Raw genomic sequence first — 25,165 nt, 5'->3', positions numbered from 1 at the left:
AATGGCTGAAAAGAAGCAAATCACTGGTAGAAGAAAGGCTGCAGTGTTGTTAGTGATGCTTGGGCCAGAAAAAGCGGCCACAGTCTTGAAGCATCTCGATGAAGCCGATGTCGAGCAACTCACCGTTGAGATTGCCAATGTTGGTAAGATCACGGAGGAAGAAAAAAAGGTCGTTCTCTCAGAGTTTCAGGAGATAGCCCGAGCACGTGAGATGATCTCTCAGGGTGGAATTGAGTATGCCAAAGAGGTTTTGCAAAAGGCTTTCGGTCCAGAAAGAGCCATGAAAATAATAGAGAGATTGATCTCCAATCTTCAAGTCAAGCCATTCGATTTCCTCAGGCAAACAGATCCCTTACAGCTCGTGAACTTTTTGCAAAGTGAGCATCCTCAGACAGTTGCCCTAATACTCAGCTATCTCGAACCACAACTTGCAGGAAGAATACTTTCATCACTTCCCGAAGATCTTCAGGTCGAAGTTGTCAAGAGAATTGCGTTGTTGGAAAGATCTTCACCAGATGTCATAAGAGAGATTGAAAAGAACCTGGAGAGAAAACTTTCAGGCTTCGTGAGTCAAAGCTTCAGTCAGGTTGGTGGTGTTGATACGGCAGCAGAGATCATGAACAGCATAGACCGATCTTCAGAAAGAAAAATCATGGAAAAACTCGGCTATGACTCACCAGAACTTGCTGAAGAAATCAGAAGAAGAATGTTTGTTTTCGAAGATCTCACAAAACTCGACGACAGATCGGTGCAACTCATACTCCGCGAGGTAGAAACGAAAGATTTAGCACTGGCACTCAAGGGAGCGTCAGAAGAGGTCAAGGAAAAGATATTCAAAAACATTTCAAAGAGGGCTGCTCAGCTGTTGCAAGACGAACTGGAATACATGGGACCAGTCAGAATCAAAGATGTCGAAGAAGCTCAGCAGAAGATCATAAACGTAGTCCGTAGACTTGAAGAGGCTGGTGAGATAATTGTTGCCAAAGGTGGTGGCGAGGAGCTGATTGTGTGATCATTAAAAAGCGACAGCTTTTCATAGACAGTCCTTATATAGCAAACCGGGTAGTAAAGATCACCGAGGATCCAATGGAACTTCTCAAAAAAGCTGAGCAACAGTTAAAAGAAGCCCAAGAACAAGCCAAAAAGATAGTAGAAAGTGCTCAACTGCAAGCACAGACCATAGTTGATGAAGCAAAAGAACAAGCCAAGAAAATCGTAGAGAGCGCCAAAAAAGAAAGCCTTGTCATACAAAATCAGATAAAAACTTCCACAGAGCTGCTTGAAAAGATCGTCAAGAAATTCAACGAAGAACTTCGTTCAAAGACAACCGAAATCTCTAATTCACTTTCAGAAACCGTCTTCGAGCTTGTCAGAAAGATAACTTACAGAGAAATAGACAAGGTAGACTACCAGAGAAAAATCGAAGAGATCTTGGCAAAGATCATAGGCATGAACAACGTGAAAGTCACCGTCAACCAATCAGATTTCGAAACATTTCCCCAGATAATGGAAAAATTAAAGGCTCTGGGTATAGAGGTTGTGAAATCGGCAAAACTTCAACGTGGCGATGTATTAGTTGACACTGAACTTGGTGTCATCGATGCCTCCAAAGGGTACCTTCTGAGAGTTGCAGATCAGCTGTTTGAGGAGGTATTCGGAAGTGATTGAGTTGTTACAGATGCTGAGCCTTCTCAAGCAAAAGGTTGGGGAAGAAGATTTTTTGAAGGTGAACGGTAAGGTCAGTCGAATAGTGGGATTGACCGTTGAATCAATCGGTCCTGATGCATTCCTTGGTGAAACTTGCAAACTGAACTTGGATGGCAAGCAACCACTGTGCGAAGTGGTTGGATTCAAAGATGGAAAGGTCTTACTCATGCCATTAGAGGATCTATCTGGTGCAAAACATGGAACGACGGTCTGTAGAACAGGCAAACGTTTGGATGTAGCTGTATCCGATGAAATGAAAGGCAGAATTCTCGATGGTTTGGGAAGACCGATAGATGGGAAACCGATTCTTGCAAGACAGAGGTATCCTTTGATCAACACAGCACCGCATCCACTCAAAAGGGCAAGAATAACAAAACCACTCTCTGTGGGTGTTCGTGCAATCGATGGTTTTACAACAATAGGCAAGGGACAACGCATAGGAATCTTTGCCGGAAGCGGTGTGGGTAAGAGTACCCTTCTTGGTATGATAGCGCGAAACACCGTTGCTGATGTGAACGTCATTGCCCTAATAGGTGAGAGAGGTAGAGAGGTTAGAGAGTTCATAGAAAAAGACCTCGCGAGTGGTATTCAAAAATCGGTTGTTGTAGTTTCCACATCGGATCAACCGGCGTTGATGAGATCTAAAGCTCTGTACACGGCAACCAGCATTGCCGAGTATTTTCGTGACAGAGGTTTGGATGTCCTTCTGATGGTGGACTCTTTGACACGTTGGGCGATGGCACAAAGAGAGATAGGACTTGCCATTGGAGAACCACCAACAGCCAGAGGATACCCACCAAGTGTTTTTGCAGGCATACCTGGTATTTTAGAAAGGGCTGGAAACTCTGACAAGGGAAGCATTACTGCCATATACACAGTACTTGTCGAAGCAGATGACTTCAACGAACCTATATCTGATACCGTTAGAAGTGTTGTAGATGGTCACATAATGCTCTCCAGAAGATTGGCAGAATTGAATCACTATCCAGCCATAGATGTCTTGGCAAGTGTGAGCAGATTGATGATCGATGTAGCCAGTAAGGAGCATTTGGAGGCGAGTAAGAAATTGCGTGGCCTTATGGCTGTTTATTACGAAGCAAAGGATTTGATCGACGTAGGTGCTTACAGGCCAGGATCTAATCCACAGATAGACAAGGCGATTGAGATGATAGAACCTATAAACAACTTTCTCAAGCAAGCAATCGATGAAAAACCAAGTTATGACGAAACAATAAAACAGCTTTTGAAGCTTTCCTCCATGGTTTGATCATCTTTTCACGTCGGCAATCTTGGAGAACTCTAAATGAAAGATCTGATCGGACAACTCTTCGTTGAGCAATTTGAAACCATTTTCACGTGCGATTTTCTTGATAAGACCTGAACTCTGTTCGAACTTCCACTTAGTTACATGCACCATTTTGATCATCTCAAGACCCGTATCGATTAGAATCGGTACCGCGAAGAAACTCTTATGCCCAACCTTCTTGGGTATGGTCACATCCCACACAAGTAGTCTTCCCCATCTTTTCAAAATGTAATTGACATTTTCGAAGATAGCTTTGTGTTTTGGCAAGTAAAAAAAGGTGAAAAAGCATAGCACAACATCAAAAGATTCAGGGGCAAAAGAAAGTTTCGTTGGATTCATCAAGATTTTTAAAGCTTTCGCATCAGCTGCTTTCAATAGATCCTCAAGCGGTGTGACAAAAACAATCTTTTCCTTGAGTAGTTTACTGAAAAGATCTTCACCACCGCTACATAGGACAAGTATTCTGTCAGCAGAGAAATCTGTCTTAAGTTTTATCTGCTGATCTTTTATGCTGTAATAACCACTCATGTGATGCCTCCAAGAAAAGTATACGATGAATTACCCAACTGCGCGACCTTCATATAACGAAAAGTTACTTCTGCGAACTAAATTTGGAAAAGATAAAGTGCTATTGATGGTATTGGAGGCTTTGTTCTGAAGTATTCATTGTTGAAGGAATATCTCAGCAAGACTCAAAAAAGGGAAGTCAGAAAAGAGCTTCTGCTGTTGGGCTTGCCTTCTATGGCTGAGAACGCTTTGCAGATGCTCTTGGGATTGGTCGACACAGCTTTCTTGGGACACCTGTCTTGGCAAGCAATGAGTGGTGTATCGCTCGCAAACCAAGTCTTTTTTATCTTTCAAGTCGTGCTAATAGCCGCATCCACTGGTGTTACAGTGCTTGTATCTAATGCCGTTGGCGCGAGAAACAACAAGATGATAAGCAGATCTCTTTGGAATGGCTTATACTTGGCAACGATCTGGGGATTGGCTATGATGGTTTTCGTCCCTTTTATTCCAACAATCTTGAAGATCTTTCCAAACGTCGATCAACAAGTTTATCAGATGAGTGTTGATTATCTCACGGTAATACTTTCTGGCATACTGACGATGTCTTTCATGGGAACTCTTTCGGCGGCACTGAGAGGATCTGGAGACACCAAGACTCCTATGTTGGTGGCAGCAATTTCAAATGCCTTGAACATTGTCCTTGATTACGGTATGATCTTTGGAAAACTGGGTTTTCCGAGACTTGAAGCAAAAGGAGCCGCACTTGCCACCGTTTTGTCGCGCCTGGTTGGAGTCATCCTACTTTTGATCGCGGTACTCAACAGCTATAACCTACACGCGCGAGAAAAACAGGGAAGAAAGATTGATTTCACTACGATGGGAAATATCCTCGCCGTTGGTTTGCCAACAGCGGCAGAAAACATGCTCTTTTCAACTGGTCTTTTACTCTTCGCCAACATACTGTTGATGGCTGGAGCGAAAGCCTATGCAGCACATCGTGTTGGGATAAACATTGAATCAATCTCCTTCATGCCGGGTATGGGTTTGTCTGTTGCGATAACGGCACTCGTTGGGCGTTACAACGGTAGAGGAGAACTGACAAAGATAGCCGGAGTTGTTCGACAAGGTTGGATACTCACAACAATTTTTCAAGTATCTGTTGGGATCTTCATCTTCGCCTTTCCAAAACTTCTGATCACCCTTTTCACAAACGATGCAGAAATCATTTCCATCGCTCTGTTGCCAGTGAGACTCATAGGTTTGTTTCAAGCCTTTCTTGCAATCGATTATTGTATGAATGGCGCACTAAGAGGTACTGGCAACACATCCTTCCCAATGATAACTGTCGCCATTGCAATGTGGCTCATCAGACTGCCAGTTGGCTATTTTCTTGTCAAAAACTTCAATCTTGGTTTACTCGGTGCTTGGATTGGAATGATGACAGACATAGTCTTCAGAAGCTTGATAAAGTTGTTCTTCTATTTGAGTGGTAGATGGGAAAAGAGGGCAAAGAAAACTACATTAAAGGTTAAAGCCACATCAGGTGACTTGCCGGGGAATTGATCATCTGCCCTTTTCTTGAGGTGCCCTAAGCATTTTACTCAAATCCTTTATACATTGATACTCTTTTATTGCTTCATCCACTTTGCCAATCTGTTCGTACAACATTGCCAGCTTAAAATGCATAGACAGATCTGAAGGTTTCTTCAAGAGAATCTTTTTGCACAACTTAATAGCTGATTTTCTCATCCTGAAGAATAAAAGAAAATTCAGTTTCAAACGACTGATGGATAAAACTAATGAAGCAAAACTTATCACACCGAGTAACAGCCAAATCCAAACAGGAATTCTTCTAACGACTTTTTTCTCTAATCCTCGAAGAAGCGAATTTATATACTCATCTTTTGTTTCAACGTATACAAGCTCTGCTCCCATCTTCTTGGCAGACTGTATCAAGAAGATCAGACGTTTTCTGATTTCTTCTTTCGGTTCAGCCAATCTATCAAAGCTCATGAGAAATGCATAAAATTCCGAAGAGTTCAACCTTGAAGGCTCAAATCTGCTCAGCATATTGAGCATTTCCATATAGGTGGTCAATCTCTTTTCAAACTCATCGGGCTGCCGGCTACTCAACTGATTTGCGATTTCAAATAACCTGTAGAGCGATGGAAAATGCTGTTCTTGGTTTTGGTAAAACAAGCATCTTTCAACAATTTGTCGCGAGATCTCTTCAGCATTGTCTGAATTTTTCAACATTGCAATCAGATTCCAATCAACTGTGTAGGGATCTTTCAAGAATCTATCTACAACCCAACGACCAAAGTCACTCGGCGGTGAAACTTTGACGCCTATCTTCCAGATACCTTTGAGCTTCTCAAAGTTTTCGAAGCTGTCTTTTTCAAAGGCTGTTATTGTATCTCTTAACTGAGGGAAAACCAAGAAAACCTCTTGTGAAAGATCTACTTGCAAATCAACTGAAAAAACCAAATCTTTGAGAAATCTGTCAAAGTTTTCATCAACAACGGCTTCTCTGAACGATTCGAATCTTGCAAGACGTCTCTTGGCTGATATTTTTGGACCTTCGGTCAGTATCACATTCGAATCTGGATCGGTTTTTATAAGCTTTATCAACTCTTCCCAACTCTGCTCTGGATCTTTACCAGCCTTGTCAATGACGCCTGCGAAAACACAAATGGATAAAAGAACGATCATTGCAAGTGATACGCATTTCATCATTAATCCCTTTCAAATTCTGAACGTAGAAACTGCTTGTAGAATACCACCGCAAACACCGCAGCTGGCACACCGAAGAACACACCAGCTGGTCCAAAGATCTCCCCGGTGACCAAAATTGCGAAGATCATGAGAACTGGATTGACTTTCGCATAACCTTTCATAACCTCAAAGAAGAGCACGAAGACACCAAGGTGTATCAGCACCGAGAACAAAACAATCCACAACATGCCTTCCAAACCAAGAGATAGAGAAAACAAGAAGATTGGAATGAATTCGAAAACGACACCAACAATTGGTATGAAATTGGTGAGAAAAGCCCAGAAGGCGACAAGAGGTGCATAACGCAAATTCATGGCTCTGAACAAAATGTAGAACGCCGCTCCCACTATAACGGCATTCAGTGCTATGACTCCTATGAATCTTCTCATGTTGATCTTAAGTTCGTCGAGAAAACTCTTCACATGGTCTCTACTCCTCTTGGGATAAAGCAAGGGTACAACTTGTAAAATACTTCGTGCATAGAGAGAGACATAGATCGTGCCGAGTATTGTGAAAAACAGTATTACCAAGGCTCCAGGAATCTGTCCAGCAACAGTTCTAATCAAATAGTTGGCGAGCTCGTTGATACTCGGTTTTATGAAATCGACAAGACCATTCAACATATTCAACAAATCTTGGTTGCCTTGGATATACTGCTCCCATGCTCGTTTTTCAACAACATCTGATATCAGTTTGTAGAAGTCAGCAATCTGTGTAAAAGCAGCTGGAATGATCGCGATCAGTCCCCAAAGTAGCAGTGAAAAGCAAGTAATCAACGACAAAATAGTTGACATCATTCTTGGAATCTTGACCTTGCGCAAAAGGCTCGCCACCGCGTCTACCACCATAACGGCAATGAAGGTGAACAGCACGGTGCTGAAGAAATTCTTGTAGATCAGAAACAGAAGAACGAAAAACACAGTGTAAAGCAGAGTAAAGTACATCGCTACCTTTCTTGGTTCAACGATCTTTTCACCTAACGGCAAGATATCTTCTCCCTCCTAAAAGTACAACAAAGGCCATCATAGCGGAAATTGATGCCGTTACGTAGAACAGAGTGTCCGTAGCATTACCAAAGGGTATTATCAGAAAGAACCTCAACCCTGTCCCACAAGCCCAAGCAAAGCCCATAACCACAGAAGATGCGAACGATGTGTGATTGGGCAATCCAGCTTGAGCATGAGAAAGATTCGAAGACATAGTTAGATAACCAAAGCCATCCATGAGAATGTAGCTCAGCAGCATCACTATTTTACTCGCGCTGCTGACAAGAATCAGTAAGGCTAATGCCATCCCAAAAAAGCTTACAAGATTCACGACATGATTTCCGAATCGGTTGCTCAGTGCCGCACCCAACACAGTGGTCAAAACACCAACAGTAACACCTGCAGAAAGTAGACTTCCACCGAAGACGAGCGAAAACCCTTTTTGGGTAGATAAAATCGGTGCGTACAGATGCGCTATAGACATGACAAGGGTTCTAATGGTTACCAAAAGCCATAGACTGATCAACAGCCTTTTCTGCTTGAAAGTTATTTTCTCATGACTTATTGAAACTGCCAGTCGATCTGAACTTTCATTTCTCACCATCAAAGTCATCAAGAAAACTATTGGCAGACTCACTATCCACAGAAATCTTAACCCCACCTTTGAGGAAAAAACTGTTATGAAAATTGGCCCGAGTGCAGCACCAAGAGTGCCTGCTGACACAAAAAACGGCACGGCTCTTTTCGATTTTCCATGCACAAGTGCCGCACCGGCTGGATGAAAAGCTGAGTTCGCGAAATAGGCAATTATGAAGATGATGAATAAAACCAAGATACTCGGAGCGAATTCTATTATGCTTATCATTAGAACCGTTGCAACAGTCAGTATGTATATAAACCTACTCGTGTTACTGACCTTTTGTGCCAGAAAGCCAAAGAGAATTTGAAATACGGACGATATGAATGAGATCAAGGTTATGAACAAAGCAATATCTTTTGCTTCTACACGATATTTGTCCATAAAGTAAGGCGCAAGTGGTGTCAAGAAGGAGACATAAAAATCGGATACAAAGTGGCTCACAGACGCAAGAAGTTGAATTTCAATCACTCCCCGACTTCTCTTAGAATATTCCCTACAATCTTTCTGAAACTCTTTTCAGCCTCTGAACCTCTTAAGAACGAAACAACCGGCTTACCAACATCTGAGTACTGAGCCACGACGGGATCCATCGGCACTTCGCCCAAACAATTCACTCCGGTTCGTTGCATCAATTCATTCACAACTCCTTCACCAAATGGTTTGATCTTCGTACCGCAATTTGGGCAAATCAAGTACGCCATGTTGGTGACAAAACCGAGTACCTTCTGTCCCATCTCATTAACGAAATTTATCGCCCTCTCAACATCATCAACTGCCACACGTTGCGGTGTCGTGACAATCACAGTTCCATCGAGCTTCACGAGTTGGAAAAGACTCAGAGCCTCATCGCCAGTTCCAGGTGGCATATCGAATATCAAGAAATCCAATTTACCCCAATTGGTGTCACCCAGAAATTGCTGAATCACAGTGTGTTTCAATGGACCTCTCCAAACTACAGGTTGACCATCTTCAAGCAACATCGCCATCGAAAGAACCTTGAGATTGGTTAAATAGGTCAATGGAAGGATCAAACCATCTTGCATAACTGGCTCATCCATTAACCCAAGCATACGCGCGACGTCAGGACCGTGAATGTCCAGATCGGCAAGCCCTACTTCAAATCCTTCCTCTGCTAAAGCCACGGCGAGATTCACAGCAACGGTTGTCTTCCCAACACCGCCTTTTCCACTGAGAACGGCTATCTTGTGGTTGATTTGAGATAGATTCTCTTCGATTCTCTTCTGCCTCTCCTTGATCTGAGCAAATCTGTCAGTTTGTTCCATCCTCTCTCACCTCTTTAAGATATTCTACACTGTTTGCAAATGATAGAATCAATTCATGAGGAGGAATTCTCGATGGTGAAAAACATTTCTGAAAGATTTGAAATAATCGATGCTAAAACCAGAACTCTGAATAATCCCTCAAGATTCCTACCAAAAACGGAACCTATTAATCTCATGAAGAATTCAAGATATGTGAAAGAATCACTGAACATCAGAGAGCAACTTGCAGTTGCTTTGTCTGTTTGCTTCTGATAAACTTTTTGAATCTTCATTTGCTATTATTGTCGTAATGATGAAAGAGAAAAAGGAGTTGAAAGGATGTTTTTGATTTCGCGAGATTTCACTTTTGATGCAGCTCACAAACTTGAAAGATATCACGGAAAATGTGAATCACTACATGGTCATACCTACAGACTCAGAGTAACACTGTCTGGCGAACCAGATGAAGAAGGTATGATAATAGATTTCGTACAGTTCAAAGAGACAGTTCAGAAAGAAATACTGCTTCAGCTTGACCACAACTATCTGAACGATATAATAAATCAACCAACTGCGGAGAATATAGCAAGGTGGATATGGCATAGACTGAAAGATAGACTGAGTTGTGACAGATACAAGTTGTACGAAATCATCATTTGGGAAAGTGAAACCGCTTTCGTAACTTACAGAGGTGAGTGAATGAAAGACGTTCAAAGCCAACCAGATATGAGAAATGTGTATCTGCAAAGGGTTGGTATAAAGAATCTGAGTTACCCCGTAACGGTGATGGATAAGAAAGACGGTTATCAAGACACTGTGGCAATTATCAACATGTACGTCGATCTACCAGTTGAATTCAGGGGTACTCATATGAGCAGATTTGTTGAAGTTTTGAACAAATATCGCCTTGGAATAGATCCAAAGATCATAAGAGAGATGCTTGAAGAGTTGAGAGCCACTTTGAATGCGAGCGTTGCGAGAGTTGAAATCGAGTTTCCATACTTCGTGCTAAAAAAGGCACCTGTTTCAAAGCACGAAAGTTTCACAAGATACATCTGCCGAATCGATGGTCAAAAATCAGCAAACACATATGATTTCACCGTTTCAGTCGGTGTACCTGTTTTGACGCTCTGTCCGTGTTCGAAAGAAATCAGTGAAAGAGGTGCACACAACCAGAGAGCGATCGTCTGGATACACGTGAGATCGAAAAAGCTCATTTGGTTCGAAGAATTGATAGAATACGCAGAGGAGAGTGCTAGTTCACCTGTTTACACCATTCTGAAAAGAGTTGACGAGAAATTCATTACAGAACACGCTTATGATAATCCGAGATTCGTTGAAGATGTAGCAAGAGAGATCGCGCTTAGATTGAACAACGACCAGAGAATCTCTTGGTATAGGGTTGAAGTAGAAAGTTTTGAATCTATACACGATCACAACGCATATGCATGCGTTACCAAGAACAAGGAGGAATCAAGGTGATTACAATAGAAGTACTCGACAAAGGCTTTGTAAAACTCGTTGATAGTATGGGCACAGATCTTTCAGCGGTTAGAGCAGCGAGGATTTCACATGGCAGAGAGCCCATAGACGAAGAAAGAGATAAAAGACTACTGGAACATCTCATGAAAAGTGGACATGAATCTCCATTTGAACACATCGTTTTTACCTTTCATGTGAAATGTCCCGTTTTCGTTGCAAGACAGTGGATGAGGCATCGAATAGCTTCTTATAACGAGTTGAGCGGCAGATACACTGAAATGGCAGATGAGTTCTACATTCCAGATCTTGAGAAGAGAGGTAACATGAATTCCGATAACCGCAGTGTACAACAGATCTTTGAAGAATCTTACGAAAGATCTTATGAGCAGTACAAGAAGTTGCTCGAAATGGGTTTTCAAAGGGAATTGGCAAGATTAGTTCTACCTCTCGCCACCTACACACAGTTCCTTTGGACTATCAATGCGAGGAGCCTAATGAACTTTCTCTCACTCAGAGCTGATTCACATGCACAGTGGGAAATGCAGCAGTTTGCGGTTGCCGTGGCACGAATATTCAAGCAACTATGTCCATGGACCTTTGAGGCTTTCGTTAAATACCGTTACACAGGTGATCTACTAAAGGAGGTGGAGCCGTGAGACTATCCGAGATACTGAGCGAACTGAAGGCAAAGGTACTCGCTTGTGAAGAAAAAGTGGACCAGCTTGAATTTGAATACGTCGCAGCTTCAGACCTGATGAGCGAAGTCTTGGCTATAGCAAGACCAAGTATGATCTTGCTGACTGGATTGACAACTCCACAGAGCATTAGAACTGCCGACGTCGTGGGAATACAAGCCGTTGTCGTGGTCCGAAAGGATTCATTACCGAGTGAAACAATAGAAATGGCTAAGACAACAGGCGTCGTCCTCGCCGTAACCAAAATGACGATGTTTGAGGCTTGTGGGCGATTGTACAACAGACAGCTCAAACCCATCTGGGGAGTGTAGTTGATGGAAAAAGTACTCGATCGTGTACAGAGTTACTTCGTAGATATGCCGATCACCGAAGTGATGAATCAAAATGTCATCTCTGTTAGACCGGATAGGACTCTAAGACAGGTAAAAGAAATCTTGCGTATAAAGAGAATCTCAGGCCTTCCCGTGGTCGACAATCAGAGGAAACTCGTTGGTATAGTGAGCATAGAAGACATAATTAAGGCTCTCGAAGGTGGTTACATCGACGATACCGTCGAAAACAGGATGACGAGGAATGTGATTTCAATAAGAAGTGATGCAACACTCAAAGATGTAATAGAGATCTTTGAAAAATGGTCTTACGGAAGATTCCCAGTCATCGATTCAAATAACAGGCTCGTTGGAATAGTGACCAAGAACGATGTGATGATGGCTTTGTTGGCAAAGTTGGGTTTGGTTTATCTACACGATGAAAGACGACGTGAAGTTCTCGAAAGCCCAGATTATTTTGGAAGATCACTGCTCACAGGTGAAAAGCTTGATAAATCCGGTGCAGATTTCTATTTTTCAATAGATTATTTCGACATAAACTTGGCGGGAATTGGTGCATCACGGCTGAGACAGTTCTTGCTTTCTAAAGGTATTGACGAGAAAACAGCGAGAAGAGTAGCAATAGCCACATACGAAGCCGAAACAAATGTGGTGATACACAGTGGCAGTACTGGTTCTATATACTGTTTCATAAAACCAGAAAGTATCTTCGTGAGAGTTGAAGACACTGGAAAAGGTATCGAGGACGTCGAACTCGCAATGAGAGAAGGTTATTCCACCGCCCCTGATTATGTCAGAGAACTTGGTTTTGGAGCAGGGATGGGGCTTGCGAACATGAAACGGTGCTCTGACAACATGATCGTCATGTCAAAGGTAGGTGCTGGTGTAGTGGTGGAAATGGAATTCATACGGGGAAGGGAGGCAAAGATGTGAAAATCTCAGAAGTTATCGAGAAAGTTGGTTTGGAAGTGTGTTGTGGAAATTGCGAGGAAGAAGTCTTTCATGGTTGTTGTGGCGATCTTCTAAGCGAAGTGATGTCACATGCAAAACCTTCCTCAATTTGGGTCACGGTACAGTCACATGTGAACATAGTAGCTGTTGCCGCGATATCTGGCATCAAGGCAGTTGTTCTTTGCAACGATCACAATTACCCTCAAGAAACCTTACTGAAGGCTGAACACGAGAAGATCTGTCTTCTCAAATCGAAGAAATCTCCATTTGAGGTAGCAGGTTTGCTTTATTCGATTGGTATTAAACCATGATAAAGGCAGATTTGCATGTGCACTCATGCTTATCCCCGTGCGCTGAGATAACCATGGTACCAAGTCTTGTCGCCAAGATAGCAGTCGAGAGGGGACTTGATGCGATATCGATAACCGATCACAATGCATGTGATAATCTGATGAGCTTCTCCAGAAAATTGAAAAACTTACTCATTCCAGGAGTTGAGCTCACTTCAGCCGAAGAGGTTCATGTACTTGCTTACTTCGATTCAATCGAGAAGACTTCCAATTTCTGTGAAAGAGTGAAGAAACTCTTGATGAGAGTAGATTACAATCCAGAACTGATGGGCTACGAGATCGCGGTGGATGAGAACGATAATTTTCAGAGATTGGAAGATCGCTTCTATGGTGTGGCACTTCAGATATCTTTGAACGATCTTGTGGGGATGATTTGTGAACATGGAGGGATACCTGTTTATGCTCATATCGAGAGGCGTTTTGGCGTTCTCTACCAACTGGGTATTTTTCCAAGAGATGAACGAGTCAAAATAGTTGAGGCACGGAGTAAACAAGGTTGGGAAGATGCTATTAAATCAGGTTTAGTTGTCATGAGTAACTCTGATGCCCATAGCCTTGATGAAATTGGGTGCAGATTCACGAGATTTGCAGCCGAGACCTTAAGCCTTCAAGAACTGTTCAGCATTTTGATTTCGCCAAACAGAGAGAGGATCTTATCGATATGGGACTGAGAACGATTGCCGATCATATTATGGACATAGTGCAAAACTCATTCAACGCACAAGCAAAAAGGATCTATTTGAAAATAGAGCAAAACCAAAACTGGTTCTGCTTTGAGGTCCAAGATGATGGAAAAGGAATGGATGAATTACAACTACAAAAGATCTTTGACCCATTCTATACGACACGAGATCCAAGAATAAGAAGAGTGGGTTTTGGACTGCCGTTCTTGAAACAAGCAGCAGAAGCAACTGGAGGGACTGTACAAATTCATAGTACTAAAGGGCTCGGAACAACTGTAAAAGCCTGTTTTGATACAAGTCATATCGACTGTCAGGAAATCGGAAATCTTGCGGATGCAATTTCAACGTTACTCTTGACCTCAAATGATATAGAATTAGTCGTGTACAGATCAAGAGATGGTAACGAGTACTCTGTGTCGAGCACTCAGCTCAAAGAATTCTTGAAAGATCTGTCTTCACCTTCAGCAATGAAATTCGTATATGAAGCCGTTGAAGAACTCGAAAGAAGCATCATTGAGGAGGTGCAACGATGAAGCTCAGGTTCATTTTCTTACTGACAGTCCTTATTTGTTTTTGTTCTGTTGTATCGGCAGTGGTTATAAACGATCTGAAATTCCTGGGATTGGAAACTGTGGAAGCCTCTGAGCTGAGACAATTAGCGAGAGACTATCTGAATGTTGAACTGACTGATCAAGGTGTTCAAGACCTTCTGAAAAAGATCTTCGACACTGGATATTTTTCTTCACTTGAACCAAAAGCTATTACAACAGCGGCTGGTTATGTTCTGGAAATCCACCTTCAGGAGAATCCTGTTGTGAAAGACTGGCAGATCACTGTAGAAGGACCTGATTTGATAAAAAAGAGCGATCTTGAAGCAGTCGTGAAGGTGGAAAAAAACAAGGCATTGAGTATCACAAAAGTTAGAGAATCTCTCCAAGCGATAAAAGACAAATTCGATGAGGCTGGATACTTTCTCGTTGAAATCAGCGGCGATTTCAAAGATGGCGTCTACGTATTTAATGTTGTTGAGTACGCTCTGTGGGAAGTGTATTTCGAGGGGGAAACAGACGGTCTGGATTTTTCAAAGATCAGACAACAGATCAAGATAGACACACTGAAAGACTATTACACGACACCGGGTTTTCTGAGAATCTTTACAAAAGATATAAAACGCTGCTATCCAAAGGTTGAAAACATATCTTCAGTAATGAGTGTACTGAGCAAGTATGTGTATTTCGACGCTAACACGTCGATGAATTTCGAAAAAGTCAGCATCGACGGAGTAGATGAAAAAACAGCGGTTCTGAAGATCAATACTGTCTTGAAGAAAGTTGTCAGTGATGGAAAACAATTTGAAAAGATCGAAATCATTGGCAACACATTGATTCCCACTAAAGAACTTGAAGCCATCTTGTCGTTTAGACCAGAACAAATTCTCTACAATGTCGATGTGCTCAAGGCAATGCAGGCAATCGTCGAATATTACGAGAGCAAGGGATATTTGATGACCTATGTTCTTGCTGCAGAAAGAGGAAATGTTCTCACCTTCCAGATCTTCGAAAAATATGTCTCAGACGTTGAGTTCAAAGGTTTCGAGATAACAAAGAAATACGTGATCGACGATCTAATAACCTTCGAAAAAGGTGAAGCACTCAAAAAGCAAGACTTTTATGACACATCATCAGCTTTGAACCGAACACAGTTTTTCGAATCTGTGAGCGTTTATCCCACAGGAACGATGGAAGCGACAAATGTGAATGTAGTCATAGAGATTGCCGAGAAAAAGAGGAAATTCGACCTTTCAGGCGGTATATCATGGACTCCATTCGCTGGCAAAGAATGGTATGAGGGATTCGTCGGGCAAGTCACACTCTCAGCCATAAATCCATTCGGTTATGGACAGAGCTTTTCGATCTCGGGTGAACTTGGTTTACAGACGAAGACCGTCACCTTCGAGTACTCTATAAGAAAACCCTTCGAACTGCCGGCGACACTCGGCGCACTCATAAGCTATGAGAACACAACAGCGGATTCGTCTCTTACGAACATCTTCAAGGTCGGAGGCAATTTCACTACATTGCGTTCGCAAGGTCATGCGTTCGGTGCTGGTATAACATACGAGTACAGGTATTACTCATTGTTGAGTGCGGACGAGAATACCATTATACTGTCTGGAAACTACTCTTATGACACTCGAAACAACGCGATCTATCCAACCGAAGGACGATATCTGCACGTCAACTTGGATAAAGCGGGATTGTTTGGAATTCTTGACGACAGGGATTACTGGAAGGCAAGACTTGATGTGAGGATCTACATACCAGTTTATCAAGATATCTTATCAGTCGCTGTCAGAGGTTTTGCTTCATCACTTTTCTTAGAAAAATACAAGGTCTCCGGCACAATACAAGAGACTATCACCTTTTATGGTGTGAACTCTGTAAGAGGTACCGACAGTGCAAAGGCGAAAGCTGGTTGGCTTGGTACCTTCGAATTGAGATATGATTTGAAATCCCAAACTGTGCCAATGTACGTTCTTGCTTTTGTCGACGTCGGCGGAACCGGCAATAGCCTGCAGCAAACAAATGTAAAGTTCACCGCTGGACCTGAGCTGGACATAGCCTTACCGATGCTTGGTGTTCTGGGCTTCGGCGTGGCTTACGACTTTGATGGGAATTGGACCTTTGAAAACTTCAAACCGTTCTTTAGGTTTGGTGCAGCTTTCTAAAGAAACCAAGTGTGAAAAGAAGAAATCGTAACCTTTCTGGGCAATAGTCGGAATTTTTTCTCAAAGAATGCTATAATTGGGTGTAGGTGATGGAATTTTGGCAAAAAGCATGACAGGTTATTCAAAACTCGATAAGGTAAAGGACAAGTACAGAGTCTCATGTGAGATCAGGTCTTTGAACTCGAAATATTTCACCACCGATCTTCAAATACCTTCTTACTTGTCTGCTCGAGAAAAAGAAATAATACAATTGGCTCAAAGCGTAATCAAGCGTGGAAAGGTTACAATAAGGATATACATTGAGTTTTTAACGCCGATTGACGCTGTGAGGATCGATTATGGCTTGGCGAGAAGTTATTACGAAGCCCTTGAGAACTTAGTAACCCAACTCGGGATACCAGAACCAGTCAACCTTGAGAATCTCTTGAGATTCCGTGAATTGATCAGGTTTGAATTACCGCAGCAGCAAGAAGAAGAAATATTCAGCATCGTGACATCGGTATTAAATGAAGCTCTCAGATCGCTGGACGAAGATAAGGTTTCGGAAGGATCGAAGCTCACTGAAGACTTACTCAGAGTTATCCGGCAGTTGTTTGAATTTCAGAAAGATGTACTCAAGATCTCTCAGGAAGCCCCGCTTTTGCTCAAAGAAAGAATCAAACAAGATATCCAGAGATTACTTGAAGATACCGTCCAACTGAACGAAGGTTTGCTCGAAAATGCTGTTGTCTTAGCTGTTCAGAAGACGGACATCCGCGAAGAAGTTGCCAGACTGGAAAGCCATCTCCAGAAGGCACAGAAACTATTACTCTCGAATGAATCGGTCGGAAACCATCTGGACTTTTTAGCTCAAGAGATGTTCAGAGAGGTTAACACGATTTTGTCCAAGTCACAAGATCAAAGGATCATAGATGGTGCTTTGAAAGCAAAGGTATTGATCTCTCAGTTCAGAGAGCAGGTCCAAAATATCGAATGACATTGGGAGGTGCGGTCCGCGATGTACGGTCTGATCAACATAGGTTTCGGAAATGTGATTTCTGGTGACCGAGTGATAGCAATCGTGAATCCAGAATCTGCACCACTCAAGAGATTGAAGGATGAAGCAAAAGATGAGGGAAAACTCATCGATGCAACATATGGTCGCAAGACAAGAGCAATACTCATCACCGATAGCAATCACATAATCCTCAGCGCCATTCAACCGGAGACAATAGCTCAGAGATTCAAACAGTCGATGATAGAGATCGAAGAAGATCTGAGCAAAGCGAGGTAATAGGGTGAAAGGTGTTCTTTATGTAATCAGCGGACCATCAGGAGTCGGCAAAACCTCCATCATCGAAGCAACCTTGAAAAGAGTTAAGAATCTGGTCTTTTCTGTCTCATGTACGACAAGGCCAAGGAGACCAAGCGAAACAGAAGGCAAGGATTACTTCTTTGTCGATTTTGATCACTTCAAGAAAATGATACAGAACGACGAATTTCTCGAGTGGGCGATTGTTCACAACCATTACTATGGAACACCGAAAAAGTTCGTAGAAGACCAGCTTGATCAAGGAAAGAACGTACTGCTGGATATAGATGTTCAAGGTGCCATGACAGTCATGAAAAAAGCAAAGGAAGCTGTATATATTTTCATAGCCCCACCTTCTTTCGATGTTCTCAAGCAAAGACTGATCAACCGAGGTACTGAGACAAAAGAAAATCTCGAGCGTCGTTTGGATGACGCAAAAAAAGAGCTGTCGTATATCCCAGTTTTCGAGTATATAATAGTCAATGCTAATCTACAAGAGTCGGTTGACCAGTTGTGTTCCATAATCGTTGCTGAACAATTGAAGGTGAAAAGAGTTATCGATCGTCTCGGAGTACACAGATTTTTCGAAAACGGAGGTGAAACGAATGAGCAAACCGGTCGTTAACTACGACTATTTGTCTAAGAGAATTCCTTACAAGTATGCCGTACCAATAGCCGTGGCAAAAAGAGCCGAGGCTCTGAAAGAATATGCGAAACCATATACAACAACACCTGATGGAAATCTGGTGTCTATAGCCTTCAAAGAGTTGCAAGAAGGTTACATAAGAATCAAGAACGAGGAGATTCTCAGAATTCTTCTTCCAGAAGTAAAGTGATATGAAGATCCTTTTGGGAGTGACTGGGTGCATAGCGATCTATAAGGTCGCTGGGCTTGCCAGTTCCCTGAGAAAAGAAGGAAATGAACTGAAAATAATCATGACACAGAGTGCGGAGAGACTCGTGTCAAAGGATTTGTTTTCAGCTGTTGGAAACTGTGAGGTCTATACTGACTCAGATTCATTTAACATAAGAAATGGCTTCATACCACACACAGATCTCTCGAAATGGCCAGACGTACTGGTCATTGCACCGGCGACCGCTAATACGATTGCAAAAATAGCTCACGGTTTTGCCGACAATCTACTGACAATGATTTGTCTTGCGTACAACGGCGATAAAAAACTGATTGTGCCGGCTATGAATTACAGAATGTACGAAAATCCACTCACACAAGAGAACTTGAGAGCTTTGAACCAAAGAGGCTGGTGGGTCCTTGAACCAACGGTGGGCCATCTCGCTTGTGGAGAGTACGGTAAAGGAAGATACCCAGAGAATGAAATCGTCGAGGAAGCGATCAAGATTCTTCATTGGGAAAAACCCTTAAAAGGTATGAAAATTCTCATCACAGCTGGACCAACCTGGGAGCCAATCGACCCCGTGAGGGTTATCTCGAATCGTTCAAGTGGGAAGATGGGTTATGAACTAGCGAAGATTGCAAAAAGATTGGGTGCATTTGTGAGATTGGTCTCTGGACCAGCATCGATCCAACCACCGTATTTTGTAGATGAATTCGTTAGAATTGAAAGCGCTCAAGAGATGTTTGATGCGGTGGTTGAAAGATTTGAGCAAGTTGATGTTGTTATAATGGCTGCCGCTGTAGCTGATTACACACCGGTTCAAACAAGCAAGACAAAGATAAAAAAGACAGCAGAAGAACTTCAAATACTTATGAAAAGGACAACGGATATCTTGAAGTATCTGGGCTGCAAAAAGAAAAACCAGATTCTTGTTGGCTTTGCAGTAGAATCAGAGTCACTCGAAGAATATGCTAAAGAAAAACTTTTCACTAAGAACCTTGACATGATAGTTGCCAATCAAGTTGAAGCAATGGGAAGTGACAAAAACAGCGTGATTATCTTCAAGAAAGATGGTATGGCAAAGAGAGTTGGTCCTGATGAGAAAGAGCGCATTGCTCTTGATATTCTGCTTGAGCTTGTTGGCATTTGGAATAGACCATGAACTGACTGTTCTGTCCTTTGAAAACGAGAAACTCACCTTTGCTGTCAAACCACTTTACACCCAGCTTGGTCCTCAAAGGGCATATATTTTCACTCAAACCGGCCACAGACTTGTAAAAGAAAGCTCTCAAGGGACTTTCATTTTTGACGTTTCCAGAACTGATTGGGTAATCCCCGAAGTCACTGGAAAGAACATTCTTCACAGTCCTATGACCGGGACCAATCCTACTGTTTTGAGAATAACAACCTTCAGAGAACAACCGGAATTGTTCCTTTTCAGCGATACTCAGCACAACAAAAGATTGTACGTGATATTGAAGATTCCAAAAGACTGGAAATTCATCAAATGTACTCTGCAAAACAGCAACTTTCACTCTTTCACGTACTCTGGTTATCTCTACCTCTACACAGATAATCCACTAAAGGACGGTATTCACCAGATCACATTGGACTTTGAGTTACCATACGGCATGAAAAAACAGCTCAAGAGAGATCTCTTCATTCTTGGAGGAATAGCGAATTTCCTACGAGGCAGCACGGCACCATATATCGTCGAGCAGGTACCACCTTATCAACACCTTGTCAAATCTGGTGAAACGCTTTGGTCAATTGCAAACACCTACGGACTAAGGATAGCAGATCTTGAGCTTGCCAACGGTTTAGAAGACGGCAGTAGGATCATCGCGGGCACGACGCTGAAGCTGGCAAGAGTTAGATTTGACAGCGCGTTGACAACAGTAGTCATAAACACAATGGTGGCACGCATGGCTGTTTACTACAACGGTTTCTTAGTGAAGACCTTTCCTGCAGCCATTGGAAAGAGTGATACTACACCCCCAGGAATTTACTGGATCACCAAGAAAGAGATCGATCCTGCGTTGTACTGGTATGGCGAGTACATACCACCAAGATCACCCATAAATGGCTTGGGCACAAGGTTTTTGCAACTGTCGAACCCCACCTATGGTATTCACGGTACAACAAAACCGTGGGAGATTGGAAAAAGAATCTCCCACGGTTGCGTACGTATGTTGAATCAAGATGTGGAAACCTTGGATGCCTTTGTCGACGTTGGAACTAAAATAATAGTCATTAGAAACACAGAACCTTTTCCTGAAAGACTTGAGGATCTTCTTTAGAACCTCCCACCCTTTTTCTCTACCCTCTTGCGATACTCTGCCATTCTTCTCTCGCTTTCCTTCATGAACTTAGCGAGTTTTCTCTCAAAATCTGCCTTGCTTGAACCTGCACTTTTCTGTTCCTCGGTACCTTTCTGCTCTTTCAGAGAAAGTTCCCACTTTCCATCCTTTGTCTTACCGATGACTCTTGCGGTGACCTCTTGACCTTGCTTCAGAAAATCCTCGACGTTCTTCACATACTGATTCGCAATCTTGGAAATGTGAATAAAACCTGGTTCTCCACTCTCGAGTGTGACTACTGCTCCGAACTTAGTGATTTGAGTTACCTTGCTCTTCACAACGTCTCCAACCTTTGTCACAAAAATGCCCCTCCTTGAAGAATGTATTGCCTTCAATATTGCTTACCTTTGTATTTGCGGCGGAATTTTTCGATTCTACCTTCGGTGTCTATTACCAAGCTCGCGCCTGAAAGTCCCTTGTACAGCGGATGACAGCTGGAGCACACGTCTATTCTCACGTTCTCCTTTGTTGTGTAAAACTTATGCTCTGCACCACAAGCGCACTTTACCGTAAGAAACTTCATCTCTGGATGTATCTTTTCCTTCATTCTTATATCACCTCTCCAAACTTCTTGTTTACCTTATCAATCATATCACACAATTTATAACAGTCAACTGAAGCGACAATTTCCAAAAAATGATATCACTTTGCCGAGAAAAAATCAACAGATAGTGTAAAACAAAGACAACTCAGAAAAAAATCTCAATTCATTCCTTTACTACTTGAAACGTAACAACATTCTCGTGTCTTTAGACATGAGTAACCTATAGCATCTTCCCACTTGATTTATTCTGTGATTTAAGCTATGATAAACATGTAGGGTTGGGACGACCCGAGCCTAATGGCTATGCCTGTGGAGATTGGGTTTCTACTGCTGGGAAGTCAAACCTTAGCTTTTCAGCAGCAAGCTCGGTCGATGAAGCAGGAAGCCCACGACTTTAGTCATGGGTAGTTCACATACTTTCTCTAAAGTGGTATCATTATTCACGCGGGGCGTGGCGCAGTTTGGCTAGCGCGCTTGCATGGGGCGCAAGAGGTCGCTGGTTCAAGTCCAGTCGCCCCGACCAGGCGGCATCTGCCGCCTTTTTTCTTGAGAATCTGGTTGGCTTTCTTAAGCACTTTGTGAGTAGATAGAAAAATCAACCTTTGTCATTCTGTTAGACTCAGAAGAACAGATAAACTGTCCGTTAGTATGAGTTTTGCTGAACGCTTTTATTCATCTTTTTCAAAATCTAAGGCTCTTTGCACGATTATCGAAGCATTCTAACATACCACGCCAAATCAGCTGTCTTCTGACTCTACGCATAGGGCAAAGATTGTGTGATTCTCAGTTAGTCAATCACCAATACAGCGTGTGAAAAATAACACCATCACTCGCTCAGAATTCTCTAATTTGTACAGTCCGTTTCTTGAATTCACTTGATACTGTCTAAATCTTTATATTTGCGCCCACTCAGACTAAGGAGCACCTAAAACTTCGAATGTAGATGATCTTTATTTGTAATTGCGTTTGCATCGAGCTATTCTGGGTAATCTCATTTTCTCACTAAAGCGAGAGAAAAGAAAGATGGATCTGCCACACAAGGCTTAGCGAACAGAACCAAAAGACCTCTTGACCATTTTGGTGAGATAGTGTAATATAACCTTGTGCTGAGCCCCCATCGTCTAGCGGCCTAGGACACTGGCCTTTCAAGCCAGAAGCAGGGGTTCGAATCCCCTTGGGGGCGCCACCCAAAAATCTTGAACAAGGGCACTTTGTGTGCCCTTTTGTTTTTGACACAACAGATACACTCTAAAAACTAAACACTCTTGAGATTTTGTTTTGTTAGATCTTCCACGAACCTTCAACATAGAGAAAAGTCCTCACAATACAAGATTGGAATATATTTGAAGCATAGAGAATCCCACATCAGCTTATGCAGAAAGGTCTTCAACTTTGCAGAGTATTCCCACTACCAGTGACAGATGCTATATCTCTTGGTATTTCCAGGTGTATAAGGGTATAATACTGTTGAAGGTATTGATTCTATGTAGAGAGGGGGGGATTGGTATGAAGTGGTTAGCGGTTTTGTTAATCTTTGTCTTGTCAGTCTCGTTGCTCGCCGCTCGAATCGAGATAATCTTCTGGACACACGAAGATCCAAACAGGACTCCTCTGGAGGAGCGGTACATCCAAGAATTTGAAAAGATGTACCCAGATGTTAAGATCACGCGCGTGACATACCCATCGGCAAAGATCAGAGAAGTTGTGCTGACTGCATTCGCTGCTCGCAAAGGGCCTGACATCTTCAACATGGAGATACAAGATGCGTACCCCTACATCATCAACGAAAGAGTGGCCCCAGTGAATCTGAGTGTACTTGGCTTGAAAGATTTTGGCGAACTCAAAGACCTCTATGTTGAAGGAGCTCTTGATGCGGTTACCTATCAAGGCAAGATCTATGGTCTGCCATTGGAACTCACAAATTGGAGTGTTTTCATCAACAAAAAATACTTCAGAGAAGTGGGACTTGATCCCGAAAAAGACTATCCAAAAACGTGGGAAGAGATGATGCAGGTCAGCGAGAAGCTCGTCATAAGAGATGGGCAAATACTCAAGAGAAGAGGCTTTGACTTTCGATATCCATACTATCTGACATTCTTCTTGCCCATGGTTGAGCAACTTGGTGGAGCTCTGTTCAGTGAAGACGGTAAAGTTGCCATCGTGAACGACGAGGCTTGGCTAAAAGTACTGAAATTCATGAAAGAATGGGGACCAAATGGTAAGAACCTGGGTTCTCCTACGTACACAGCTGCAAGAAAGGAATTCAACAAGGACAACAACACAATCACGATGTGTCTATCTGGTCTATACCAGATAGATAGAATCAAAGCAGAAAACCCAAACTTCTACAACAGTAAAGAATGGATGGTCGTACCATTCCCTGTCTTCAAAGATGCTGTCAAGGATGTCCGATGCAATTACTATGGACACTACTACATGGTCAACGCCGAAAGCTCAAAAGAGAAGCAAGAATGGGCTTGGAGATTCATAAACTACATGCTCAACCATCCGGAAGATTACCTCTTGAATGTGGGGCTTATTCAACCTAAGAAATCCCTGATAGAGTCTGATACCTTCAAGAACTATCCTTATGCGAAGGTTTTTCTGCAAGATATGGAGAAGGCTCATATCGTCCCACTTCATCCCAAAGGACCACAGTTTGAACAGCTGATCAAAGAAGCTGTCGAATCTGTGATGTTGACAACCACAACGCCAGAAGAAGCATTAAAGGTCCTGAAAAGGAAAGCGAACGAACTTCTCAAAGAAGAATAAAGAGGTGGGCTCTGCCCACCTTTTTGTGGAGTGATGTCTCTGAGAAGCTTGGAGAGAAAGAAAGCAGCATGGGGATTTGTGTTCACCTTGCCTGCGATTGTCTTTTTCGTTCTTTTCAGTTTCTATCCGATGGCAAATGCCTTTTGGACCAGTTTCTTCAAGAAGGAACTCTTGTCGCTCAAACCACCAAAGTTTGTGGGATTTGGTAATTACCTATATCTTTTCAGATCGGAAAGTTTTTGGAATTCCATCAAAGCAACTGCGATTTTTGCCGTTGGAACCTTTGTCCCAATGGTTGTGTTCAGCTTGATTTTTGCAGCTCTGATACTCACCAGAAAGAGATTTCAGAAGCTTCTACAAATGGCTTATTATTCACCCGCAGTTCTTTCATCAGTCGTTGCAGCGGCAATATGGCTTTTGATATTTGATCCAAGAGGGTTGTCAAACCAATTTTTGAACTTTTTCTTGAACACGAGAGGTGTGGATTATCGCTGGTTGGCAAATGAAAATATGTTGAGGTTCGCAACGATAATCGTTTATTTTTGGAAATACGTCGGTTATTTCACGATAATCTTTGTCGCCGGCATGACGAGTATCCCAAGATCTGTTCATGAAGCTGCCATAATTGATGGTGCGAACAAGTGGCAAGATTTTTGGTACATAACCCTGCCGTTGCTAAAACCAACGACGCTGTTGGTCTCTGTAATGTCGATGATCCAATGTTTGAGAACCTTCAGCACCCAGTATTTGTTCGTTCAAGGCGGTGCTCCCATCAAACCTATCGACGTGATAACACTCAGTATATACAACACAGCCATTCGAGATCATCAGATAGGCCGTGCCAGCGCGATGAGTGTGATTTTGTTTTTGATAATCATGTCTTTCAGTTATCTACAGATCAAGATATCTAAAACGGAGAACGTAAGTTACTGAGGTGGTT

Annotated in this window: 29 protein-coding genes and 2 tRNA genes; 24 read left to right on the top strand and 7 right to left on the bottom strand. The window is 42.5% G+C overall.

From position 1 onward, the window contains the following. Window position 1 precedes the first annotated feature (1 nt). From fliG to ACSFC1_RS01705, 3 genes are read left to right on the top strand one after another with little or no spacing between them, the layout of a single operon-like run. Entirely contained in the window at window positions 2-1,012 is a 1,011-nt protein-coding gene (gene fliG / locus ACSFC1_RS01715) for a flagellar motor switch protein FliG (protein ID WP_435564405.1), read from the top strand. Further along, on the top strand, window positions 1,009-1,668 hold the full coding sequence (locus ACSFC1_RS01710; RefSeq protein WP_435564404.1) for a FliH/SctL family protein: 660 nt from the start codon (window positions 1,009-1,011) through the stop codon (window positions 1,666-1,668). Before fliG ends, ACSFC1_RS01710 begins: the two co-directional genes overlap by 4 nt. 10 nt (window positions 1,669-1,678) lie before the next feature. Beyond that, window positions 1,679-2,974, top strand: coding sequence for a FliI/YscN family ATPase (locus ACSFC1_RS01705; RefSeq protein WP_435565963.1), 1,296 nt, complete (start codon window positions 1,679-1,681; stop codon window positions 2,972-2,974). On the opposite strand, the gene ACSFC1_RS01700 is transcribed toward ACSFC1_RS01705, so the two are convergent. Continuing rightward, entirely contained in the window at window positions 2,975-3,541 is a 567-nt protein-coding gene (locus ACSFC1_RS01700) for a class I SAM-dependent methyltransferase (protein ID WP_435564403.1), read from the bottom strand. It lies immediately after the preceding gene. 126 nt (window positions 3,542-3,667) lie between these two features. Here ACSFC1_RS01700 and ACSFC1_RS01695 point away from each other — a divergent pair, with 126 nt between their 5' ends. After that, window positions 3,668-5,083 carry an MATE family efflux transporter gene (locus ACSFC1_RS01695; RefSeq protein WP_435565962.1) on the top strand — a complete coding sequence of 472 codons (1,416 nt, stop codon included), beginning with the start codon at window positions 3,668-3,670 and terminating at the stop codon, window positions 5,081-5,083. Here the strand turns inward: ACSFC1_RS01695 and ACSFC1_RS01690 are convergent, their stop codons facing one another. The 4 genes from ACSFC1_RS01690 to ACSFC1_RS01675 are packed head-to-tail and all read right to left on the bottom strand — an operon-like array spanning window position 5,084 to window position 9,204. Then, complete coding sequence (locus ACSFC1_RS01690) at window positions 5,084-6,253, bottom strand: hypothetical protein (protein WP_435564402.1); 1,170 nt, start codon at window positions 6,251-6,253, stop codon at window positions 5,084-5,086. A gap of 2 nt (window positions 6,254-6,255) precedes the next feature. After that, a complete protein-coding gene (locus tag ACSFC1_RS01685; RefSeq protein ID WP_435564401.1) occupies window positions 6,256-7,281 on the bottom strand; it encodes an AI-2E family transporter in 1,026 nt (341 codons plus the stop codon). After that, entirely contained in the window at window positions 7,268-8,389 is a 1,122-nt protein-coding gene (locus ACSFC1_RS01680) for an MFS transporter (RefSeq protein ID WP_435564400.1), read from the bottom strand. The genes ACSFC1_RS01685 and ACSFC1_RS01680 overlap by 14 nt, the downstream gene beginning before the upstream one ends. Next, entirely contained in the window at window positions 8,386-9,204 is an 819-nt protein-coding gene (locus tag ACSFC1_RS01675) for an Mrp/NBP35 family ATP-binding protein (RefSeq protein WP_435564399.1), read from the bottom strand. Before ACSFC1_RS01675 ends, ACSFC1_RS01680 begins: the two co-directional genes overlap by 4 nt. 72 nt (window positions 9,205-9,276) lie before the next feature. On the opposite strand from ACSFC1_RS01675, the gene ACSFC1_RS01670 reads away from it, so the two are divergent. The 16 genes from ACSFC1_RS01670 (at window position 9,277) to ACSFC1_RS01595 (ending at window position 20,849) form a co-directional block, all read left to right on the top strand. After that, window positions 9,277-9,456: a hypothetical protein gene (locus tag ACSFC1_RS01670; protein WP_435564398.1), complete on the top strand. Its 180-nt coding sequence runs from the start codon at window positions 9,277-9,279 to the stop codon at window positions 9,454-9,456. A gap of 66 nt (window positions 9,457-9,522) precedes the next feature. Then, window positions 9,523-9,882, top strand: a complete 360-nt coding sequence (queD, locus tag ACSFC1_RS01665; protein WP_435564397.1) for a 6-carboxytetrahydropterin synthase QueD — start codon at window positions 9,523-9,525, stop codon at window positions 9,880-9,882. Next, a complete protein-coding gene (gene folE2 / locus ACSFC1_RS01660) occupies window positions 9,883-10,665 on the top strand; it encodes a GTP cyclohydrolase FolE2 (protein WP_435564396.1) in 783 nt (260 codons plus the stop codon). It abuts the gene before it with no gap. After that, entirely contained in the window at window positions 10,665-11,321 is a 657-nt protein-coding gene (thyX, locus tag ACSFC1_RS01655; RefSeq protein WP_435565961.1) for an FAD-dependent thymidylate synthase, read from the top strand. Before folE2 ends, thyX begins: the two co-directional genes overlap by 1 nt. Beyond that, on the top strand, window positions 11,318-11,671 hold the full coding sequence (locus ACSFC1_RS01650; protein WP_435564395.1) for a hypothetical protein: 354 nt from the start codon (window positions 11,318-11,320) through the stop codon (window positions 11,669-11,671). Before thyX ends, ACSFC1_RS01650 begins: the two co-directional genes overlap by 4 nt. Window positions 11,672-11,674: 3 nt before the next feature. Then, window positions 11,675-12,622, top strand: coding sequence for a CBS domain-containing protein (locus ACSFC1_RS01645; RefSeq protein ID WP_435564394.1), 948 nt, complete (start codon window positions 11,675-11,677; stop codon window positions 12,620-12,622). After that, on the top strand, window positions 12,619-12,951 hold the full coding sequence (locus ACSFC1_RS01640; protein WP_435564393.1) for an iron-sulfur binding hydrogenase: 333 nt from the start codon (window positions 12,619-12,621) through the stop codon (window positions 12,949-12,951). The genes ACSFC1_RS01645 and ACSFC1_RS01640 overlap by 4 nt, the downstream gene beginning before the upstream one ends. Further along, window positions 12,948-13,661, top strand: a complete 714-nt coding sequence (locus ACSFC1_RS01635; protein ID WP_435564392.1) for a PHP domain-containing protein — start codon at window positions 12,948-12,950, stop codon at window positions 13,659-13,661. The genes ACSFC1_RS01640 and ACSFC1_RS01635 overlap by 4 nt, the downstream gene beginning before the upstream one ends. After that, the gene (locus tag ACSFC1_RS01630) at window positions 13,652-14,206 is read left to right on the top strand and encodes an ATP-binding protein (protein WP_435564391.1); all 555 of its coding nucleotides are present in this window, start codon (window positions 13,652-13,654) and stop codon (window positions 14,204-14,206) included. Before ACSFC1_RS01635 ends, ACSFC1_RS01630 begins: the two co-directional genes overlap by 10 nt. Further along, window positions 14,203-16,401, top strand: a complete 2,199-nt coding sequence (locus ACSFC1_RS01625) for a BamA/OMP85 family outer membrane protein (protein WP_435564390.1) — start codon at window positions 14,203-14,205, stop codon at window positions 16,399-16,401. The genes ACSFC1_RS01630 and ACSFC1_RS01625 overlap by 4 nt, the downstream gene beginning before the upstream one ends. A gap of 97 nt (window positions 16,402-16,498) precedes the next feature. Then, window positions 16,499-17,377: a YicC/YloC family endoribonuclease gene (locus tag ACSFC1_RS01620; protein ID WP_435564389.1), complete on the top strand. Its 879-nt coding sequence runs from the start codon at window positions 16,499-16,501 to the stop codon at window positions 17,375-17,377. A gap of 21 nt (window positions 17,378-17,398) precedes the next feature. Next, complete coding sequence (locus ACSFC1_RS01615; RefSeq protein ID WP_435564388.1) at window positions 17,399-17,674, top strand: DUF370 domain-containing protein; 276 nt, start codon at window positions 17,399-17,401, stop codon at window positions 17,672-17,674. Window positions 17,675-17,678: 4 nt separating this feature from the next. After that, window positions 17,679-18,317: a guanylate kinase gene (gmk, locus tag ACSFC1_RS01610; protein WP_435564387.1), complete on the top strand. Its 639-nt coding sequence runs from the start codon at window positions 17,679-17,681 to the stop codon at window positions 18,315-18,317. Next, window positions 18,298-18,528, top strand: a complete 231-nt coding sequence (locus ACSFC1_RS01605; RefSeq protein ID WP_435564386.1) for a DNA-directed RNA polymerase subunit omega — start codon at window positions 18,298-18,300, stop codon at window positions 18,526-18,528. Before gmk ends, ACSFC1_RS01605 begins: the two co-directional genes overlap by 20 nt. 1 nt (window position 18,529) lies before the next feature. After that, window positions 18,530-19,711 carry a bifunctional phosphopantothenoylcysteine decarboxylase/phosphopantothenate--cysteine ligase CoaBC gene (coaBC, locus tag ACSFC1_RS01600; RefSeq protein WP_435564385.1) on the top strand — a complete coding sequence of 394 codons (1,182 nt, stop codon included), beginning with the start codon at window positions 18,530-18,532 and terminating at the stop codon, window positions 19,709-19,711. Continuing rightward, window positions 19,647-20,849, top strand: a complete 1,203-nt coding sequence (locus ACSFC1_RS01595; protein WP_435564384.1) for a L,D-transpeptidase family protein — start codon at window positions 19,647-19,649, stop codon at window positions 20,847-20,849. Before coaBC ends, ACSFC1_RS01595 begins: the two co-directional genes overlap by 65 nt. Here the strand turns inward: ACSFC1_RS01595 and ACSFC1_RS01590 are convergent. Both ACSFC1_RS01590 and rpmE read right to left on the bottom strand, forming a co-directional pair. After that, on the bottom strand, window positions 20,846-21,208 hold the full coding sequence (locus tag ACSFC1_RS01590; protein WP_435564383.1) for a S1 RNA-binding domain-containing protein: 363 nt from the start codon (window positions 21,206-21,208) through the stop codon (window positions 20,846-20,848). The two genes, ACSFC1_RS01595 and ACSFC1_RS01590, sit on opposite strands and share 4 nt — an antisense overlap. Window positions 21,209-21,240: 32 nt before the next feature. Beyond that, a complete protein-coding gene (gene rpmE / locus ACSFC1_RS01585; protein ID WP_435564382.1) occupies window positions 21,241-21,456 on the bottom strand; it encodes a 50S ribosomal protein L31 in 216 nt (71 codons plus the stop codon). 442 nt (window positions 21,457-21,898) lie between these two features. Here rpmE and ACSFC1_RS01580 point away from each other — a divergent pair. The 4 genes from ACSFC1_RS01580 (at window position 21,899) to ACSFC1_RS01565 (ending at window position 25,158) form a co-directional block, all read left to right on the top strand. Then, window positions 21,899-21,976, top strand: a tRNA-Pro gene (locus ACSFC1_RS01580). Window positions 21,977-22,563: 587 nt separating this feature from the next. After that, window positions 22,564-22,639 (top strand) — tRNA-Glu (locus ACSFC1_RS01575). Between the two features lie 320 nt (window positions 22,640-22,959). Next, window positions 22,960-24,225, top strand: a complete 1,266-nt coding sequence (locus ACSFC1_RS01570; RefSeq protein ID WP_435564381.1) for an extracellular solute-binding protein — start codon at window positions 22,960-22,962, stop codon at window positions 24,223-24,225. 33 nt (window positions 24,226-24,258) lie between these two features. Next, complete coding sequence (locus ACSFC1_RS01565; RefSeq protein WP_435564380.1) at window positions 24,259-25,158, top strand: carbohydrate ABC transporter permease; 900 nt, start codon at window positions 24,259-24,261, stop codon at window positions 25,156-25,158. The last annotated feature ends 7 nt before the right edge of the window (window positions 25,159-25,165 follow it).

It is taken from the genome of Pseudothermotoga sp. U03pept (genome assembly GCF_051235805.1).
Classification (GTDB): domain Bacteria; phylum Thermotogota; class Thermotogae; order Thermotogales; family DSM-5069; genus Pseudothermotoga_B.
This window is presented reverse-complemented; position numbering and strand designations above follow the sequence as displayed.